At 67.8% G+C, this 15,953-nt stretch carries 14 protein-coding genes; 6 read left to right on the forward strand and 8 right to left on the reverse strand.

Annotated features, from left to right (window positions below):
• Positions 1–6: 6 nt before the first annotated feature.
• Positions 7–951: a thiamine-phosphate kinase gene (locus G1H11_RS16975; protein ID WP_163819788.1), complete on the reverse strand. Its 945-nt coding sequence runs from the start codon at positions 949–951 to the stop codon at positions 7–9.
• Positions 952–1,068: 117 nt separating this feature from the next.
• Between G1H11_RS16975 and G1H11_RS16980 the strand changes: the two genes are divergently transcribed.
• Both G1H11_RS16980 and G1H11_RS16985 read left to right on the forward strand, forming a co-directional pair.
• Positions 1,069–1,302 carry an Lrp/AsnC family transcriptional regulator gene (locus G1H11_RS16980; protein ID WP_343074879.1) on the forward strand — a complete coding sequence of 78 codons (234 nt, stop codon included), beginning with the start codon at positions 1,069–1,071 and terminating at the stop codon, positions 1,300–1,302.
• Positions 1,281–1,733, forward strand: a complete 453-nt coding sequence (locus G1H11_RS16985) for a DUF3515 family protein (protein WP_163819789.1) — start codon at positions 1,281–1,283, stop codon at positions 1,731–1,733. The genes G1H11_RS16980 and G1H11_RS16985 overlap by 22 nt, the downstream gene beginning before the upstream one ends.
• Before the next feature lie 105 nt (positions 1,734–1,838).
• Here the strand turns inward: G1H11_RS16985 and G1H11_RS16990 are convergent, their stop codons facing one another.
• Genes G1H11_RS16990 through G1H11_RS17000 form a run of 3 tightly spaced genes read right to left on the reverse strand, consistent with a single transcriptional unit; the run spans position 1,839 to position 4,946 of the window.
• Positions 1,839–2,975, reverse strand: a complete 1,137-nt coding sequence (locus tag G1H11_RS16990) for a D-alanine--D-alanine ligase (protein ID WP_163819790.1) — start codon at positions 2,973–2,975, stop codon at positions 1,839–1,841.
• A gap of 34 nt (positions 2,976–3,009) precedes the next feature.
• Positions 3,010–4,035: an NAD(P)H-dependent glycerol-3-phosphate dehydrogenase gene (locus G1H11_RS16995; RefSeq protein WP_163819791.1), complete on the reverse strand. Its 1,026-nt coding sequence runs from the start codon at positions 4,033–4,035 to the stop codon at positions 3,010–3,012.
• Positions 4,035–4,946 (reverse strand): lysophospholipid acyltransferase family protein, encoded by a 912-nt coding sequence (locus G1H11_RS17000; protein ID WP_216843846.1) that lies wholly within the window; start codon positions 4,944–4,946, stop codon positions 4,035–4,037. The genes G1H11_RS16995 and G1H11_RS17000 overlap by 1 nt, the downstream gene beginning before the upstream one ends.
• A 125-nt stretch (positions 4,947–5,071) precedes the next feature.
• Here G1H11_RS17000 and cofC point away from each other — a divergent pair, with 125 nt between their 5' ends.
• Positions 5,072–5,716: a 2-phospho-L-lactate guanylyltransferase gene (gene cofC / locus G1H11_RS17005; RefSeq protein ID WP_163819793.1), complete on the forward strand. Its 645-nt coding sequence runs from the start codon at positions 5,072–5,074 to the stop codon at positions 5,714–5,716.
• 190 nt (positions 5,717–5,906) lie between these two features.
• Here the strand turns inward: cofC and G1H11_RS17010 are convergent, their stop codons facing one another.
• The 3 genes from G1H11_RS17010 to leuC form a co-directional block, all read right to left on the reverse strand.
• Positions 5,907–6,785 carry an HU family DNA-binding protein gene (locus tag G1H11_RS17010; protein WP_163819794.1) on the reverse strand — a complete coding sequence of 293 codons (879 nt, stop codon included), beginning with the start codon at positions 6,783–6,785 and terminating at the stop codon, positions 5,907–5,909.
• A 195-nt stretch (positions 6,786–6,980) separates the two neighbouring features.
• The gene (leuD, locus tag G1H11_RS17015; RefSeq protein WP_163819795.1) at positions 6,981–7,571 is read right to left on the reverse strand and encodes a 3-isopropylmalate dehydratase small subunit; all 591 of its coding nucleotides are present in this window, start codon (positions 7,569–7,571) and stop codon (positions 6,981–6,983) included.
• Between the two features lie 87 nt (positions 7,572–7,658).
• On the reverse strand, positions 7,659–9,071 hold the full coding sequence (gene leuC, locus G1H11_RS17020; RefSeq protein WP_163819796.1) for a 3-isopropylmalate dehydratase large subunit: 1,413 nt from the start codon (positions 9,069–9,071) through the stop codon (positions 7,659–7,661).
• A 102-nt stretch (positions 9,072–9,173) separates the two neighbouring features.
• Between leuC and G1H11_RS17025 the strand changes: the two genes are divergently transcribed.
• On the forward strand, positions 9,174–9,896 hold the full coding sequence (locus tag G1H11_RS17025) for an IclR family transcriptional regulator (RefSeq protein ID WP_163819797.1): 723 nt from the start codon (positions 9,174–9,176) through the stop codon (positions 9,894–9,896).
• 59 nt (positions 9,897–9,955) lie between these two features.
• Here G1H11_RS17025 and G1H11_RS17030 read toward each other — a convergent pair whose 3' ends face one another.
• Positions 9,956–11,455: an FAD-dependent oxidoreductase gene (locus tag G1H11_RS17030; protein WP_163819798.1), complete on the reverse strand. Its 1,500-nt coding sequence runs from the start codon at positions 11,453–11,455 to the stop codon at positions 9,956–9,958.
• Between the two features lie 133 nt (positions 11,456–11,588).
• Here G1H11_RS17030 and G1H11_RS17035 point away from each other — a divergent pair, with 133 nt between their 5' ends.
• Together G1H11_RS17035 and G1H11_RS17040 are read left to right on the forward strand one after the other, a co-directional pair.
• Positions 11,589–14,984: a DEAD/DEAH box helicase gene (locus G1H11_RS17035; RefSeq protein ID WP_216843847.1), complete on the forward strand. Its 3,396-nt coding sequence runs from the start codon at positions 11,589–11,591 to the stop codon at positions 14,982–14,984.
• Positions 14,985–15,204: 220 nt separating this feature from the next.
• Complete coding sequence (locus G1H11_RS17040) at positions 15,205–15,936, forward strand: sulfotransferase family protein (RefSeq protein WP_163819799.1); 732 nt, start codon at positions 15,205–15,207, stop codon at positions 15,934–15,936.
• Positions 15,937–15,953 lie beyond the last annotated feature (17 nt).

Below are 15,953 nucleotides of genomic sequence, written 5' to 3' on the forward strand. Positions count from 1 at the left end.
CGAGGGCTACGAGAAATGGGTGTGGCCCGACGGCCCAGCGTAGGGTTCGCCGTCCACGAGTACCCCCGAACCCGCCTCGACCCGGCCGATCACCCGCCACCGCTCGGGCAATGCCGTCTCGGCCGGGAACGTCGCCACCAAGGCGTTGTCGTCGCCGCCGGTAAGCACCCAAGCGACCGGGTCAGCGCCCAGCACACCCGCGATCTCTCGCACCGGCTCGTCGACCCCGAGCTCCGACAAGCGGATATCGACGCGAACCCCGCTGCGCTCGGCGATGTGCCCCACGTCGGCGAGCAGCCCGTCGCTGACGTCGCACATGGCGGTGGCACCCATGTCGGCGGCCTCCGGGCCAGCGTCGTAGGGCACGTCCGGACAGCGGTGCGCCTCGACGAGCGCTCGTGGTGAACGGAAACCCCTGCTGAGTACTTTCAGGCCCGCCTCGGCCCAGCCCAGCCGGCCACAGACCGCCACCACGTCACCGTTCCGGGCGCCGGCGCGCAGCACGGCCTGGCGCCCTTCGAGGTCACCCAGAGCGGTGACCGAGACGACCACCATCTCGGCTCCGACCATGTCACCGCCGATCACCGACGCTCCGACCCGGTCGCATTCTTCCCGCAGGCCGTCGGCGAATTCGAGTGCCCAGCCCGTGTCCAGGTCGGCCGGCGCCGCCAATGAGACCGTGATGGCCGTGGGACGGGCACCCATCGCCGCGACGTCGGACAGATTCTGTGCAGCGGCCTTGCGGCCCACATCGCGCGGGCCGGACCAGTCCCGCCGGAAATGCCGTCCTTCAACGAGCATGTCAGTGGTGACCACGACGCGTCCGTCCGGGACTGCCAGCACGGCGGCGTCGTCGCCCGGGCCGAGCAGTACCGGGCGTCCCTGCGGAAATCGAGCGGTGACCGCGTCGATCAAGGCGAATTCCCCCATATCGGCAACACTGTCGGGCACGTTCGCTCCTCTTTGGTCGCGACAGAAGGTAGGTTGGCGCACAGCCCATCATCCCGGATGGAACCGCGTCGGCCGATGGCCGGCGCGTACTCGACAAGTGCTGGAGGCCAACTCGTGGTGGTACAGGCGTACATCCTGATCCAGACCGAGGTCGGCAAGGCGGCCGACGTTGCCCGCCAGATCTCGGAGATCGAGGGGGTCACGCTCGCGGAGGACGTGACCGGACCCTACGATGTCATCGTGCGTGCGGAAGCCGACAACGTCGACGACCTTGGCAAGCTCGTGGTCGCACGGGTCCAGGGCGTCGACGGCATCACCCGAACATTGACGTGCCCCGTCGTTCATCTCTGATCGCCGCCGTCGCGTTCTCCCTCGCCTCCTGCGGCTTCGGGGCCGTCACGGTCGAACCCTACGATCATGATCCCGCCGCAGCCGACACCTGCGCCGCCGTGCTGAATGACCTGCCCGACGTCGTCGGCGACGCCGTGCGCCGTGATATCGAGCCTGACGCCTCGCCCGCCGCCGCGTGGGGGCAACCCCCGATCGTGCTCCGGTGCGGTGTCGGGATGCCCGCCGGCTATCAGCTAGACGCACAGCTCCTGGACATCGACGGCATCGGCTGGTTCGCCGAGCCGGGCCGTGGTGGTACCTTCTTCACCGCCACGGACCGGCAGGTGCTCGTCGAAATCGCGATCCCCGACGACTACGCCCCCGAGGGGTTCATCCTGCATGACATCACCCCGGCCATCGCGGCCAACATTCCAGAGCGCGCCCTTCGTTGACCGCCTGGTCACTTACTCGTCGAGGAAGAGATCAGATGCGCAACCCCGCAGCGCAGGCCACCTTCGTCATCTGATCCACGGGGCGGCGCAGGCCACCTTCACGGATCAGCGCAGTCCCAGCGGCCGGTTCAGGGCCGTGGTGATCATGCGGTCCACCAGAGCGGGATAGTCCAGGCCGGTTTCCGCCCACAGCATCGGGAACATCGACGTGGACGTGAACCCCGGCATGGTGTTCACCTCGTTGACGACGACGCCGCCGTCCGCGCGGAGAAAGAAGTCGACACGGGCCAGGCTCTCGCAAGCCAGCGCCCGGAACGCGGCGACGGCCATCCGGCGCATCTCGTCCGCCGTGCCGTCCGGGACATCCGCCGGGATGGCGAGCCGCACATCACCCTCGGGCAGGTACTTCGCCTGGAAGTCGTAGAACGCGTGGCTCGAATCGAATTGGATTTCCCCGAGTACGCTGGCCTCCGGCTCGCCGCCATCGACACCGTCGAGGACACCGCACTCGATCTCCCGGCCGATGACGGCCTCTTCGACGATCACCTTCGGATCATGTTCACGGGCGGCCAGCACGGCTGCTTCCAGATCTCCCGGGCCTTCCACCTTGGCCACGCCCATGCTTGACCCCGCTCGGGCCGGTTTCGCGAACACCGGCCAGCCCAGCTCCGCCACCAGGCGAGACACCCGCTCGCGCTGTGGCTCCCACGGCCCCGGCTCCACGAGGACATGCTTCGCCACGGGGAGACCTGCCCCGGCCAGCAGGACCTTCATCACATGCTTGTCCATACCGACCGCGGAGGCCAGCACGCCGGAACCCACGTACCGCACTCCGGCCAGCTCCAGCAGACCCTGGATAGTGCCGTCTTCGCCATAGGGGCCGTGCAACAGAGGAAAGACGACGTCGACGGCGCCCAGTTCTCGCGGGACGTCTCCCGGTGATTGGATGACCAGCTCCGAGCCGGGTCGGCCGGCTTCCTTGTCACCCAGCGGCAGGATGACAGTGCCGCCGTCGTCGGCTACCTCGGGTAGCTTGCCGTCGGCAATGGCCAGCTGGTCGGGCTTGCTGTCGGAGAGCACCCAGCGGCCTTGCCGCGTGATGCCGACCGGAATAACGTCGTACCGCTCGGGATCCATCGCCGAAAGCACCCCGCCGGCGGTGACGCACGAGATCGTGTGCTCGGAGCTGCGTCCTCCGAAAACGACGGCGACCCGTACCCGGCGTGGTGGCGTTTCGTTCACGACGACCGACCCTATCGCAGAGCCGCCCGCACGCTCAGTGCCCGTGCCGTTCAGGTTTGGCTGAGCGCGAGAGCAGCGAGCGAAGCATGTCCTGGGGCGTGAAGTCGCCGCGCACCATCCGGGCCACGTGCTCCACGATCGGCATGTCGACCCCGGCTCGCCCGGCCAGGTCGAGGATCGACTCGCAGGATTTGACGCCTTCGGCCACCTGCCTGGAGATCGCGGCCGCCTCGCCGACGCTCATCCCCTCTCCTAGCCGTTCGCCGAACGTCCGGTTGCGGGACAACGGCGACGAGCAGGTAGCCACGAGGTCACCGAGGCCGGCCAGCCCGGAGAACGTGTACGGGTCCGCGCCAAGTGCCTGGCCGAGCCTCGCCGTCTCGGCCAGCCCCCGGGTGATCACACTCGCCCGCGCGTTGTCACCGAAGCCGAGCCCCACCGCGATGCCGACAGCCAGGGCGATGACGTTCTTCACCGCACCGCCCATTTCGGTTCCGAGCACGTCGGTGTTCGTGTACGGGCGGAAGTGCGGTGTGTGGCACATCGCCTGAACACGCTGCGCCAGCTCTTCGGTGTGCGCGGCGACCACGCTGGCTGCCGGTTGCCGGCCCGCGATCTCGCGAGCCAGATTGGGACCGGACACCACGCTGATCCGCTCCGGCCCCGAACCGGTGACCTCGCCGATCACCTCGCTCATCCGCTTGGCTGTGCCGAGCTCGATTCCCTTCATCAAGCTGACCAGGATCGCGGCCGGGGGAAGGAACGCCGACCAGCCGGCGAGGTTCGCCCGCAGACACTGCGACGGCACGGCCAGCACCACGAGATCCGCGCCGGCCGCGGCCTCTTCCGCATCGTGCGTGGCGCGCACCTGGTCAGGAAGGACTATGCCGGGCAGGTAATCGGCGTTGACGTGCTCCTGGTTGATCGCGTCGCACAGTTCCTGACGTCGTGCCCACAGCACGACGTCGGCCCCGGCATCGGCGAGTACCAGCGCGAACGCCGTTCCCCACGAGCCGGCGCCGAAAACGGCCGCACGGAATGAACCGTCGTGGACGGCCATCAGCGAGCCTCCTCGCCGGATTCGGACGACGACGTGTCCCGCGGCTCCGCCGATCCAGCGTCCTCGTCGCGGACGTCGTCCTCGGCTCGGACATCGGGCGTCGGATCGCCGGGCACCGGCATTCCGGCCTCCGGCTCCGCAGCCCCCGCATCGCCGGACGCCGGCTCGTCGATACTCGGGTCGCCGAGCGCGGGAACTCCGGCCGAACGCGGATTGAAACGTTGCTGAGGTGCAGTCTCCCCCCGGGCGATCTCGAGCTCAGCGGTGATGGCCGCCATGATCCGGTCGGTGGCCTCGCGCATGATCTCCGTCGTTACCGGGCGACCCCGCAGATCGTCCAGCGAGACAGGCTCACCCATCCGGACCTCAACGAGCTTGCGTGGAACCAGCCTCAGGCGCTTCGAGTAGGGCGGAAGGATGCTTTGCACCCCCCACTGTGCCACGGGCAGGACCTTGCACCCCGTCTCCAGCGCGACCCTGGCAGCGCCAGTCTTGCCGGTCATCGGCCACAGATGGGGATCACGGCTGATGGTTCCCTCCGGATAGATGACGACACATTCGCCTTCCCGCACAGCCTTGACCGCGTCCCGGTACGCCCTGGCTGCATCCCGGCTCTCCCGGTACACCGGGATCTGCCCGCAGCTGGCGATGATTCTTCCTATCACCGGAATACGGAACAGCCCTTCCTTGGCTAAGAAACGTGTGGCTCGGCCGTTGTCCCAGAGGAAATGCGCGAGCGTGAAGGGGTCAAGATGCGAGATGTGATTGGCGACGACGACGACCCCGCCGCCGACGGGCGGCAACCGGTGCTCGCCCGCCCATTTCTGACGAGTGATCAGCAAGAGGATCGGTCGGACGATGTTCGCCACGCATCGATACGCGAAGCCGAGCCGTTGTTTCGGTCCCCGCACGAAGTCCTCCTCGTTCATCGGCGGCCGTCGGCGGCAGCCTCGCTACAGTGTGGCCCCCACATGATGTCGGAGTCGAGCATGACACCGTTACGTCGGGTCGGGATGTTCCGGAGGAGAATGCCGTGATGGTTGGAGTGCCGCGCTGGTCCATCGTCGTCCCGGTGAAACGGCCGGAGTTCGCGAAGACGCGCCTCGCCGACACCGTGGGTGAGCTTCGCCCGCACATGGCTCGGGCGTTCGCCGCCGACACGGTATCGGCCGCCCTCGCATGCCCGCTGGTCCGGTCGGTTCTCGTCGTCACCGACGACGCGGAAGCCAGCGCCGAGACCAGCCTCCTGGGCGCCGACGTGGTGACAGACGCACCAGGATCGGGGCTCAATGCCGCATTGCGCCACGGGGCGGAGGTGCTCCGCGGCACGTCGCCCGACGTGGCCGTCGCGACGCTGTCCGCGGACCTTCCCGCGCTCCGGCCGGCCGAGCTCAGCCAGGTACTGGCCGCCGCGGCGCAGTACCGGACGTCGTTCCTCGCTGACGCCGCCGGCATCGGCACGACGCTCTACGCGGCCGCGCCCGGCGCACCGTTCGAGCCGCGCTTCGGCGGGCGGTCACGAGCCGCACACCGTGCGAACGGCGCTGTCGAACTGGACGTGCCCGACGTCCCCTCCGTCCGTCGCGACATCGACACCGCCGTGGACCTGTGGGACGCGATGCGGCTCGGCCTGGGACCTCGTACCGAGTCGGTGGTAGTTCAGCTCGACGCTGCCTTCTGAACCTGGGGCGGGTCTCCACGCACAGCTGACTTCTATGCCGAGGGTTGACTTCTATGCTCAGGATCGCGTTGTCAGCGACCAACAGCAGTCGAAACGCGATTCAGGGCATAGAAGTCAACCCTGAGCAGCGAAGTCGACACGGCGGACAGCGACATCCGGCAGAACGAACGTTCCGTCGTTGCGGCCGGAATCAGGGCGTGTCTTGTGCAGGCGTCTCAGATGCCGGATTGGCGGACTCCGCCGGCGCAGCCGTGGACTTCTTCGCCGGCGCTGCGGTCGCCTTCTTGGCCGGCGCAACCGTCGTCTTCTTCGCGGGCGCAACCGTCGTCTTCTTCGCCGGCGCAACCGTCGTCTTCTTCGCCGGCGCTGCGGTCGCCTTCTTGGCCGGCGCAACCGTCGCCTTCTTGGCAGGAGCAGCCTTCTTCGCCGGCGCAACCGTCACCTTCTTCGCCGGAGCAGCCGTCGCCTTCTTCGCCGGCGCAACCGTCGCCTTCTTGGCAGGAGCAGCCTTCTTCGCCGGCGCAACCGTCGCCTTCTTGGCAGGAGCAGCCTTCTTCGCCGGCGCAGCTGTGGACCTCTTCGCCGGGACCGCCGCGGGCTTCTTCGCGGGAGCCGGCGTCGTCCTCTTCGCGGACGTGGTCTTCTTCGCAGGTGCCGCTGCACTCGCGGGACGCGTGGCGGCGGCCGCGTCGTCAGTCTCTCCCCGCACGGCTTCCGCGGCAGCCCGCGCCGCCGACGAGGCCGCGCGCGTGGCGGTCTCCGCGACCTGAGCGGCCTGAGCCGGGACCAGGGACAGCGAGTGGAGCGCGCGCTTGCGCGCCTTCTTGACCCCGGCGACAACGTCCTTCAGTTCGTTGGTGGGGTCGAACGTCGGGACGACTTTCCGCTTGGACTTCTTGCCCTTCTCTTTGGTCTGGTCGAAGACCCCGAAGCCCTTGATAGCCACTCGCTCGCCTGCCGCCAGGGACTTCGTGATGGACTCGACCACCGAGTCCAGCGCGTGCTGTGCTACCTCACGATTGCCGTCGAATCGCTCGGCGATCCGGTCGATCAGCTTCTTCTTTCCCACCGTAGACTCCTCACGTCCGCGTATGTCGCGCCAGAGCCCAGTCTCCCGGCTTACCGGCAGCGGCACAACGCCGACCCCCGTATTCGCTGTGCGGTACCCGCCATGGCGCCGCGCACCATGGGCAGGCAGCGCGACCAGTGCCACCCGGCGACGTGTCCGCGAACGGCCTTGACAGCCGCTCACGGACCCCGGCATCTACACCAGCGTACGTGGCTTGTGGGTCGGGCGGCTCGCCTCGAAATCGGCGATCGCGTCGACATGGCGCGAGGTGAGGCCGATGTCGTCGAGCCCCTCCATCAGACGCCAGCGGGTGTAGTCGTCCACCTGCATGGGCGCGACGACGTCCCCGCAGCGCACCTGCCGCTGCTCGAGGTCGACTGTGACCTCGGTTCCCGGCGCGTTCTCCAGGACCTTCCAGATCAGCTCGATGTCGCTCTGCGCGAGCTCACCGGTGAGCAGCCCTTGTTTCCCGGAGTTGCCGCGGAAGATGTCAGCGAAGCGAGAGGACAGCACGGCTTTGAAGCCGTAGTCCTTCAGCGCCCAAACGGCGTGCTCCCGGGACGAACCGGTACCGAAGTCCGACCCGGCCACGAGGACCGAACCGTGACGGAACGCGGGCTGATTGAGGATGAACGACTCGTCGCCCCGCCATGCCGCGAACAAGGCGTCCTCGAAGCCGGTGCGAGACACCCTCTTCAGGTACACGGCGGGGATGATCTGGTCGGTGTCGACGTTGCTGCGCCGCAGCGGAACTCCCACACCGGTGTGTCGGATGAACTTTTCCATGGGTCCTCTATTCGTCAAGCTCCACCCATGATCATCGACGATCGTCGCCCCTATGACGTGGTGGATCGTCAATGATCATGGGGACGGTCAGGTGGCTGAAGTCTCGAGGTCGGCGGGCGAGGACAGCGTGCCGCGCACACTGGTGGCCGCGGCGACAAGCGGGCTGACCAGGTGAGTGCGCCCGCCCTTGCCCTGCCTGCCCTCGAAGTTCCGGTTGGACGTCGAGGCGCTGCGCTCGCCTGGGGCCAGCTGGTCCGGGTTCATGCCCAGGCACATGGAACAGCCGGCATGGCGCCATTCCGCTCCGAAGTCCTTGAATACCTGGTCGAGCCCTTCGGACTCTGCCTGCGCTCGCACGCGAAACGACCCGGGAACGACGAGTACCCGCACGCTCTCGGCCTTGCGCCGCCCCTTGATCACAGCGGCTGCGGCCCGCAGGTCTTCGATCCGGCCGTTGGTGCACGAACCGATGAAGACGGTGTCCACGGCGATCTCGCGCAGCGGCGTACCCGGCTGCAGGTCCATGTATTCCAGTGCCCGCAGCGCGGCGGCGCGCTCGCTCTCGTCGGCCATGCTTTCCGGATCGGGAACCGAACTGGACAGCGGCAGCCCCTGGCCGGGGTTGGTGCCCCAGGTGACGAACGGCTCGAGCTCGGTCGCGTCGATGGTGACCTCGGCGTCGAAAACTGCATCGTCGTCGGTGCGCAGAGTCTTCCAGTACTCAAGAGCGGCATCCCAGTCCTTGTCCTGGGGTGCATGAGGGCGGCCCTGAATGTAGTCGAAGGTGGTCTGGTCCGGCGCGATCATTCCGGCGCGGGCGCCCGCCTCGATGGACATGTTGCAGATGGTCATCCGCGCTTCCATCGACAGCGACCGGATCGCTTCGCCGCGGTATTCCAGCACGTACCCCTGGCCACCACCGGTGCCGATCTTCGCGATCACGGCGAGAATGATGTCCTTCGCGGTGGTCCCCTGGCGCAGGGCGCCTTCGACGTTGATGGCCATCGTCTTGAACGGCCGCAGTGGCAGCGTCTGCGTGGCGAGCACGTGCTCCACCTCAGACGTGCCGATGCCGAAGGCGAGGGCGCCGAAGGCGCCGTGGGTCGAGGTATGGGAGTCGCCGCAGACCACCGTCAGGCCCGGCTGGGTGAGGCCGAGCTGCGGACCGACGACGTGCACGATGCCCTGCTCGGCGTCACCCAAGGGGTGGAGCCTCACGCCGAACTCCTGGCAATTGCGCCGCAGCGTCTCGATCTGAGTCCGGCTGGTGATGTCGGCGATCGGCTTGTCGATGTCGACGGTGGGCGTGTTGTGGTCTTCGGTCGCGATCGTCAGATCGGGGCGCCGAACCTCCCGCCCGGCCAGCCGCAGCCCCTCGAAGGCCTGCGGGCTGGTCACCTCGTGCACGAGGTGAAGGTCGATGTAGAGAAGGTCCGGCTCACCCTCGGCTCGGCGCACGACGTGTGCGTCCCAGACTTTCTCGGCCAGGGTCTTGCCCATTGCCGTCTCCTCGGTGTCCATGGTCTCCTGATTGGTGTGACTCTGGTTGCACTAGCAGATTGAGACTTGAAATCTCGAATGCTGAGATGGCAATATCGAGTCATGGACAACTCTAGCGGAGTTGGCGTCCTTGACAAGGCCGCCCTGGTGTTATCGGCACTCGAAGCCGGGCCGGCGACGCTCGCCAACCTCGTCGCGGCTACCGGCCTGGCCCGTCCCACGGCCCACCGGCTCGCCGTAGCGCTGGAGCACCACCGGCTCGTATCCCGGGATCTGCACGGCCGATTCGTCCTCGGTCCCCGGCTCGGCGAGCTCGCCACCGCTGCCGGCGAGGATCGTCTTCTCGCGGCGGCCGGCCCTGTGCTGGCCCGGCTGCGCGAAGCCACCGGCGAGAGCACCCAGCTTTTCCGCAGGCAAGGCGATCAGCGAATCTGCGTGGCCGGGGCTGAGCGCCCATCCGGCCTGCGAGACACCATCCCGGTGGGCGCCACGGTCACCATGCTCGCCGGTTCCGCGGCCCAGATCCTTCTCGCCTGGGAAGAACCCGAGCGTATGCACCGGGGATTGCAGGGCGCTCGCTTCACCGCCACGATGCTCGCCGCCGTGCGCCGCCGGGGCTGGGCGCAGAGTGTCGGGGAACGAGAGCCTGGGGTCGCCTCCGTCTCAGCACCGGTCCGGTCCTCCAGTGGCAGGGTTGTGGCGGCCGTCTCCGTCTCCGGCCCGATCGAACGGCTGACCCGCCAGCCGGGCCGCGTCCACGCTCCGGCCGTCCTGGCCGCCGCCGAACATCTCTCCGGTGTGCTCAAGAACGCCGAGGACGGGTAGTGCCCACGTCCGTCGCCATTGACGATTGGCCACCTCACAGGGTGGGCAGTGGTCAATGATCATGGCAGCGGGCGGAGGGGCCGCACCGCGGGCCCTTCCAGGACCGAGCCGTCGAGCGCGAACCTGGACCCGTGACAGGAGCAGTCCCAGGTGTGCTCACCGTCGTTGAACGTCACCAGGCACCCGAGGTGGGTACACCTGGCCGAAACCTGGGTGAGCCGGCCATCCGCGTCCCGATAGGCCGCGATCGCTCGGCGTCCGGACCGCACCACCCGCCCGGTCCCGGGCTCGACGCCGTCGGTTCCGCCAGAGGTGAGCGCACCGACCCGATCCCCGAGGAAGCGCGCCGTGACGTATCCGTTGGTCTGCAGGAAACGGCGCGCGGACTGCAGGACCGTCGCACGTGTCGGATCGTAGAGGCCGGCCAGGGGATTCTCCTCGCCGGTGATCAGATCACGTAGGAGCAGTCCGGCCAGCGTCCCGTTGCTCATCCCCCAGTGCCCGAACCCGGTGGCGACCCAGACGCGGCGCGTCGCCGGGTGGTACCGCCCGATGAATGGCAGCATGTCCGCCGTGGACAGGTCGTGCGCCATCCAGCGATAGGCGACGTCACGCGCGCCGAACCGCTCGGCTGCCCAGTGCTCGAGGCTGCGGTAACGCTCGGCGACGCTGGTGTGCGCACCGACACGATGCCCCTCCCCGCCGACGAGCAGAAGCCGAGCGCCGTCGGACATCGGCACCGTTCGAATCGAGTGCCGGTCCTCCACCGAGATGTACATGCCGCCCGGGCCGTCGTCGGCTCCGATGGCGAGCGCCACCACCAGGTCGGTGCGCGGTTCGAGCCGGGCGAAGAACCCACCGCGGTCGAAGATGGGATGGTGGGTGGCGACGACGACGTGCGCTGCCCGGATGCTCCCCGCCGTCGTCTCGACGACGCACGGGTCCCCTTCGTTCAGCCCGGTGGCCCGCACGCCGGTGAGCACGTAACTCCCGTCGCCATGCACTCGCTCGGCGAGCGCCAGCAGCCACCGGCGTGGGTGAAACTGCGCCTGGTCCGAGAACACCACCGCGCCGGACACCGGGAACGGCAGGTCCGTCTCGCTGACGAAGCGGCTCGGCCGTGCCGCGTCCGCGGCGACGCGGGCTTCGTGGCGTAGGCGATCGGCGGTCTCCGGCGCTTCTGCATAGGCGTAGCTGTCCCGCCTTTCGAAGTCGACGTGCACGCCGAGTGCGGCCGACTCCCGCTCGATCCAGTCGATCGCCAGCGCCTGGCTCTCTCCGTACGCCCGAGCCACGTCCAGACCGAATGAGCTCTCGAGTTGCCCGTAGATCTGCGCGTGCTGGCTGGTCAGTTTCGCTGTGGTGTGCCCCGTGACACCACCGGCGAGCCGGTCGGCCTCAATGAGCGCCACGGTGTGCCCGGACTGCTTGAGCAGGTACGCCGTGGTAATGCCGGCGATACCGCCGCCGAGTACCGCGACGTCGACGTCAGGCGGTTGAGTGACCGGGGGAAACGACAGATCGGACGTGCTGGCGAGCCAGTACGACGGGTTCGGCATCTGCTCTCCTCGGGGGGCGCCGTGCGCCAGTGGAAGAGACGCCCGGTCGATGACCGGGTGCTTACCCAGGCCTTCGAAGCCGAAACCGCGCCGGCCCCGGCACGATGTCGGTGCCGGAGGCTACCGTTCTGGAATGCTCATCGACTCGCTCATGAACGACGACTCGACGGGTCTGGCCGACGTGGTGGACCCGGCGTCGTACGTGCGCGGGATGATCTACGCCCAGCAAGGAGCGGTAGCGGATTTCGAATGGGACCACGACGGCAACGCCCTTCTCGGCCACGTGCGCGGAAGCGCGTCAACCAGCTACGTGACCAGGGCATATTTCGAGTCGACGGAACCCTCGCCGCGGGCATTCGAGCAAGGCCGATGCAGCTGCCCGGTAGGGTTCAACTGCAAGCACGTGGTGGCGCTCGTCCTGACGGCACAGCACGTCCACATGTCCGTCCCAGCGGCGTCGGACGTGGCTCCGGCGTGGGAACGCACATTGGACTCCGTCTTGGGCGGACCGGATACGGGCAAGCGCAACCGAGCTGACATCCCCATCGCGATCGAGATCACGATGATCATGGATCGCCCGCCCGCGTGGCGAAGCACGGGAGCAGCCTCCGAGTCATCGCCACAGGTTCTGGCCCGGTTGGTGCGGCCAGGAAAGAGCCGCAAGGGCTGGGTAGCGGGCCAGCTGAGCTGGGGCACACTGGACCAGTTGCGCCGGGACGGGGAGCATCCCGCCGCGCAGGTTGATTGGCTCCGCGAGTTCTACGGCCTCTACAAGGCCGGGCGGCTCGCCTCGGGCTACTCCACGTACGCCTCCTACTACGCCCGCGACGAGAAGCACATCGACGTGGCCCGGTTCGAGTCGCGGCAGTTATGGCCGCTGCTGGAGGAGGGCGCCGCAGCCGGTGTCCGGTTGCTGTATGGCAAGCGGGGCGCCGACGACGTGCCCCGGGACGGCATCGCGCAGCTGGTTCTCGATGTCACCGCCGACAGCTCCATCGGGCACGTAGGGGTGACTCCGATCCTTCAGATCGATCGGCCAGCCGACGGGCCGTCCGACCCGATTCCGGTCCGGTTCATGGGAAGCGACGCACACGGCGTGGTCTATGTCGACCGAAGCGAGTTCGAGGCCGGAACCAGTCCTGGCACATGGCACTTCGGGCTGGCCAGAATGGCCCGCCCGATACCACCAGAGTTTCAGCGCCTGGCACTGGAGCAAGCGCCTCTCCAGGTGCCGGCTTCCGACGCCAACCGGTTCCGGGAGGAGTACGCCCCACGGCTGCAACGGCTGGCTCCGATCCAGTCCTCCGACTCGTCGTTCAGTCCCCCGGCTATCACCGGACCGTCGCTCGTCGCGCATGCCACTTACGGCGACGCCCACGCACTGAACCTGACCTGGGAGTGGCTCTATTCGGTCGTGGACGCGGAGAAGCGGATATCCCTGTCCGATCCGGCCACGGACCAGGTATTCCGGGATCAGGAGGCCGAACGGGCGGTGCTGGCGGGGCTCGACGCCGGTCTCGACGCCGGTCTCGAGAAGCTCGGGCTGATGTCTGGCAGGTCAGTGCTCCCGCAAGCGCGCCTCGACGGTTTGGACACAATGCGCTTCAGCACCGAGGTCCTGCCCTTGTTGCGTGATGCGGCCGACGTGGTCGTCGAAGTCAGCGGGGAGCCGGCCGACTACCGGGAGGCCGGCGACTCGCTGGTGGTGGGCGTCTCGACGCGGGCCACCCCAGGGGAGACGGACTGGTTCGACCTCAGGGTCACGATCTCGGTCGAGGGGCGGGACGTGCCGTTCGTGGACGTCTTCACCGCGCTTGCCCGGAACCAAGCGCATCTTCTCCTGCCAGACGGCGCCTTCTTCTCCCTGGAGAAGCCGGCGCTTGGCACCCTGCGCAAACTCATCGACGAGGCACGCACGCTGGGCGAGCGCCCCGACGGTGAGACCAGGATCAGCCGGTTCCAGGCCGGCCTGTGGGAAGAGCTCGCCGCACTAGGCGTGGTGGACTATCAGGCCGAGGCATGGCGCCGGCAGGTCGGGGGGTTGCTGTCGGTGGACTCGGCTGACCAGACCGAGCCACCACGCGGCTTGGACGCCACCCTGCGCCCGTACCAGCTGGAGGGTTACCGCTGGCTGAGGTTCCTGTGGGAGCACCAACTGGGCGGCATCCTGGCGGACGACATGGGCCTCGGCAAGACCCTGCAGGCGTTGGCGTTGATCTGCCATGTGAAAGAGGCCGCCGCCGGACTCGCGACTCAACCTTCCGAGAGCGGATCCCGCACGGAGCCTGCAGCGGCACCGTTCCTGGTGGTCGCTCCCACCAGCGTCGTGTCGAACTGGGTGGCCGAAGCCGCGCGGTTCACCCCAGGACTCACCGTCGTAGCCATCACCGACACGCTGCGGCGTAGGCGGCAGTCGATCGAGGATGTGGTCGCGGGCGCGGACGTCGTCGTGACCACGTATACGCTGCTCCGGCTGGACACCGATGCCTACACGCGGGCCACCTGGTCGGGCATGGTGCTCGACGAGGCACAGCACGTGAAGAACCACCAGTCCAAGACCTACCTGAGCGCGCGGCAGGTGCAGGCGCCGTTCAAAGTGGCCATCACTGGCACCCCGATCGAGAACAACCTGATGGAGCTGTGGTCCCAGCTGTCGATCACGGCACCCGGCCTGTTCCCCCACCCGGCCCGGTTCAACGAGTACTATGCTCGCCCGATCGAGAAGCAGGAGAACACCGAGCTTCTCGCCCAGTTGAGGCGCCGGATCAGGCCGCTGGTCAAGCGGCGGACCAAAGAGCAGGTCGCCACCGACCTTCCCGCCAAGCAAGAGCAGGTGCTCGAGGTGCACCTGCAGACCAAGCACCGCTCGATCTATCAGAAATACCTGCAACGCGAGCGGCAGAAGGTGCTCGGCCTCCTCGAGGACGTCAACAAGAATCGCTTCACCATCCTGCGCTCGCTGACGCTGCTCCGGCAGCTGAGTCTGCACGCCGGCCTGGTGGACGACGAACACCGGCAGGTGCCGAGCGCCAAGATCGAGGTCCTCGTCGAGCAGCTGGCGGACGTGGTCGACGGCGGACACCGAGCCCTCGTCTTCAGCCAGTTCACCAGTTTCCTCGGCATGGTGAAGGAGCGGTTAGGCGCTGCTGGGGTCGAATACTGCTACCTCGATGGCTCGACGCGTCGCCGGGACGAGGTGATCGCCCGGTTCAAGGACGGCGCCGCGCCGGTCTTCCTGATCAGCCTCAAGGCCGGCGGATTCGGGCTCAATCTGACCGAGGCCGACTACTGCTTCCTGCTCGACCCGTGGTGGAACCCCGCCACGGAGGCGCAGGCGGTAGACCGCACCCACCGCATCGGGCAGACCCGCAACGTCATGGTGTATCGGCTCATCGCCGCCGACACCATCGAAGAGAAGGTCATGGCGCTCAAGGCACGCAAAGCCGAACTGTCCGCCAGTGTCATGGACGACGGCAATCTCTTCGGCACCGGCCTGGACGTCGACGACGTTCGGCGCCTGCTCGAGTAGCCCGCGGAGCCGCCCGGCTTGAGCCGAACGGAAAGGCCGCGCGAGGAATGGCTCGCAGTAGCCCGACCGCAGCGTCGCGCGCGGGTGGCAGACCGTGTCAGGCATGGTGGCGGCCTGGCGGCCATCATGGAGTCGCACTTCCGGTACGAGGCACGCCAGCTCAGTTCACGTTCTCAGGTCGCGGGTATGGCTGTACGCAGACAGCCGTCCAGGAGGACCGATGACCCGAACGCTGCCGAACCTGGTGATCATCGGCGCGATGAAATGCGCCACCACCGCGCTTCACCACTATCTCGACCAGCATCCCGACATCGGCATGTCGAACCCCAAGGAGCTCAACTTCTTCTGGGGACCCGCCTCGGTGAACGGCGATTCCCCGGCGTCCACCTGGCACCGCGGGGTGGAATGGTACGCCCGCCAGTTCCAGCCGACCCCGATCCGCGGCGAATCCTCCCCCGGATACACCTCCCCTGACCACCCTGAGGCGGCGGCCCGGATGGCCGCTGTCATCCCGGATACTGCCGTGGTCTACCTGGTCCGTGACCCGGTGGAACGAGCCGTGTCTCAATACTGGCATCACCGGGCCGACGGCGACGAGACCCGGCCGATGCATGCGGCCATTCTCGACCCTGACAGCCAGTACATCTCGCGTGGACGCTACTTCGAACGGCTCATGCCGTACCTGGAGCACTTCGATCCCGCACGCATCGCCGTGGTGAGCCAGGAACAGTTGTTCAGCGACCACGAGAACGTCCTGAGGTCTTTGTTTCGGTTCCTGGGCGTCGACCCCGGCCGCTGGACTGCCACGGCGAGCCAAGAGTGGAACACCTCCTTACGACGCACGGACGCCCTCACCGATTCGATCCGTGCCGAGCTCGGAGAACGGTTTCGCGACGATACGGAGAAGTTGCGCGCGTTCACCGGGCAGGTGTTTCCGGAGTGGTCCGTGTGAGTACGTCGCGTCTGCCG

The sequence above is a fragment of the Phytoactinopolyspora alkaliphila genome (assembly GCF_010550695.1).
Taxonomy (GTDB): Bacteria; Actinomycetota; Actinomycetes; order Jiangellales; family Jiangellaceae; genus Phytoactinopolyspora; species Phytoactinopolyspora alkaliphila.

What these genes read in the sequence shown, in the direction of transcription:
- G1H11_RS17035 (WP_216843847.1), top strand. Translation starts at nt 11,589, where the DNA reads ATGCTCATCGACTCGCTCATGAACGACGACTCGACGGGTCTGGCCGAC.
- leuC (WP_163819796.1), bottom strand. Translation starts at nt 9,071, where the DNA reads ATGGGCAAGACCCTGGCCGAGAAAGTCTGGGACGCACACGTCGTGCGC.
- cofC (WP_163819793.1), top strand. Translation starts at nt 5,072, where the DNA reads ATGGTTGGAGTGCCGCGCTGGTCCATCGTCGTCCCGGTGAAACGGCCG.
- G1H11_RS17040 (WP_163819799.1), top strand. Translation starts at nt 15,205, where the DNA reads ATGACCCGAACGCTGCCGAACCTGGTGATCATCGGCGCGATGAAATGC.
- leuD (WP_163819795.1), bottom strand. Translation starts at nt 7,571, where the DNA reads ATGGAAAAGTTCATCCGACACACCGGTGTGGGAGTTCCGCTGCGGCGC.
- G1H11_RS16995 (WP_163819791.1), bottom strand. Translation starts at nt 4,035, where the DNA reads ATGGCCGTCCACGACGGTTCATTCCGTGCGGCCGTTTTCGGCGCCGGC.
- G1H11_RS17025 (WP_163819797.1), top strand. Translation starts at nt 9,174, where the DNA reads ATGGACAACTCTAGCGGAGTTGGCGTCCTTGACAAGGCCGCCCTGGTG.
- G1H11_RS17030 (WP_163819798.1), bottom strand. Translation starts at nt 11,455, where the DNA reads ATGCCGAACCCGTCGTACTGGCTCGCCAGCACGTCCGATCTGTCGTTT.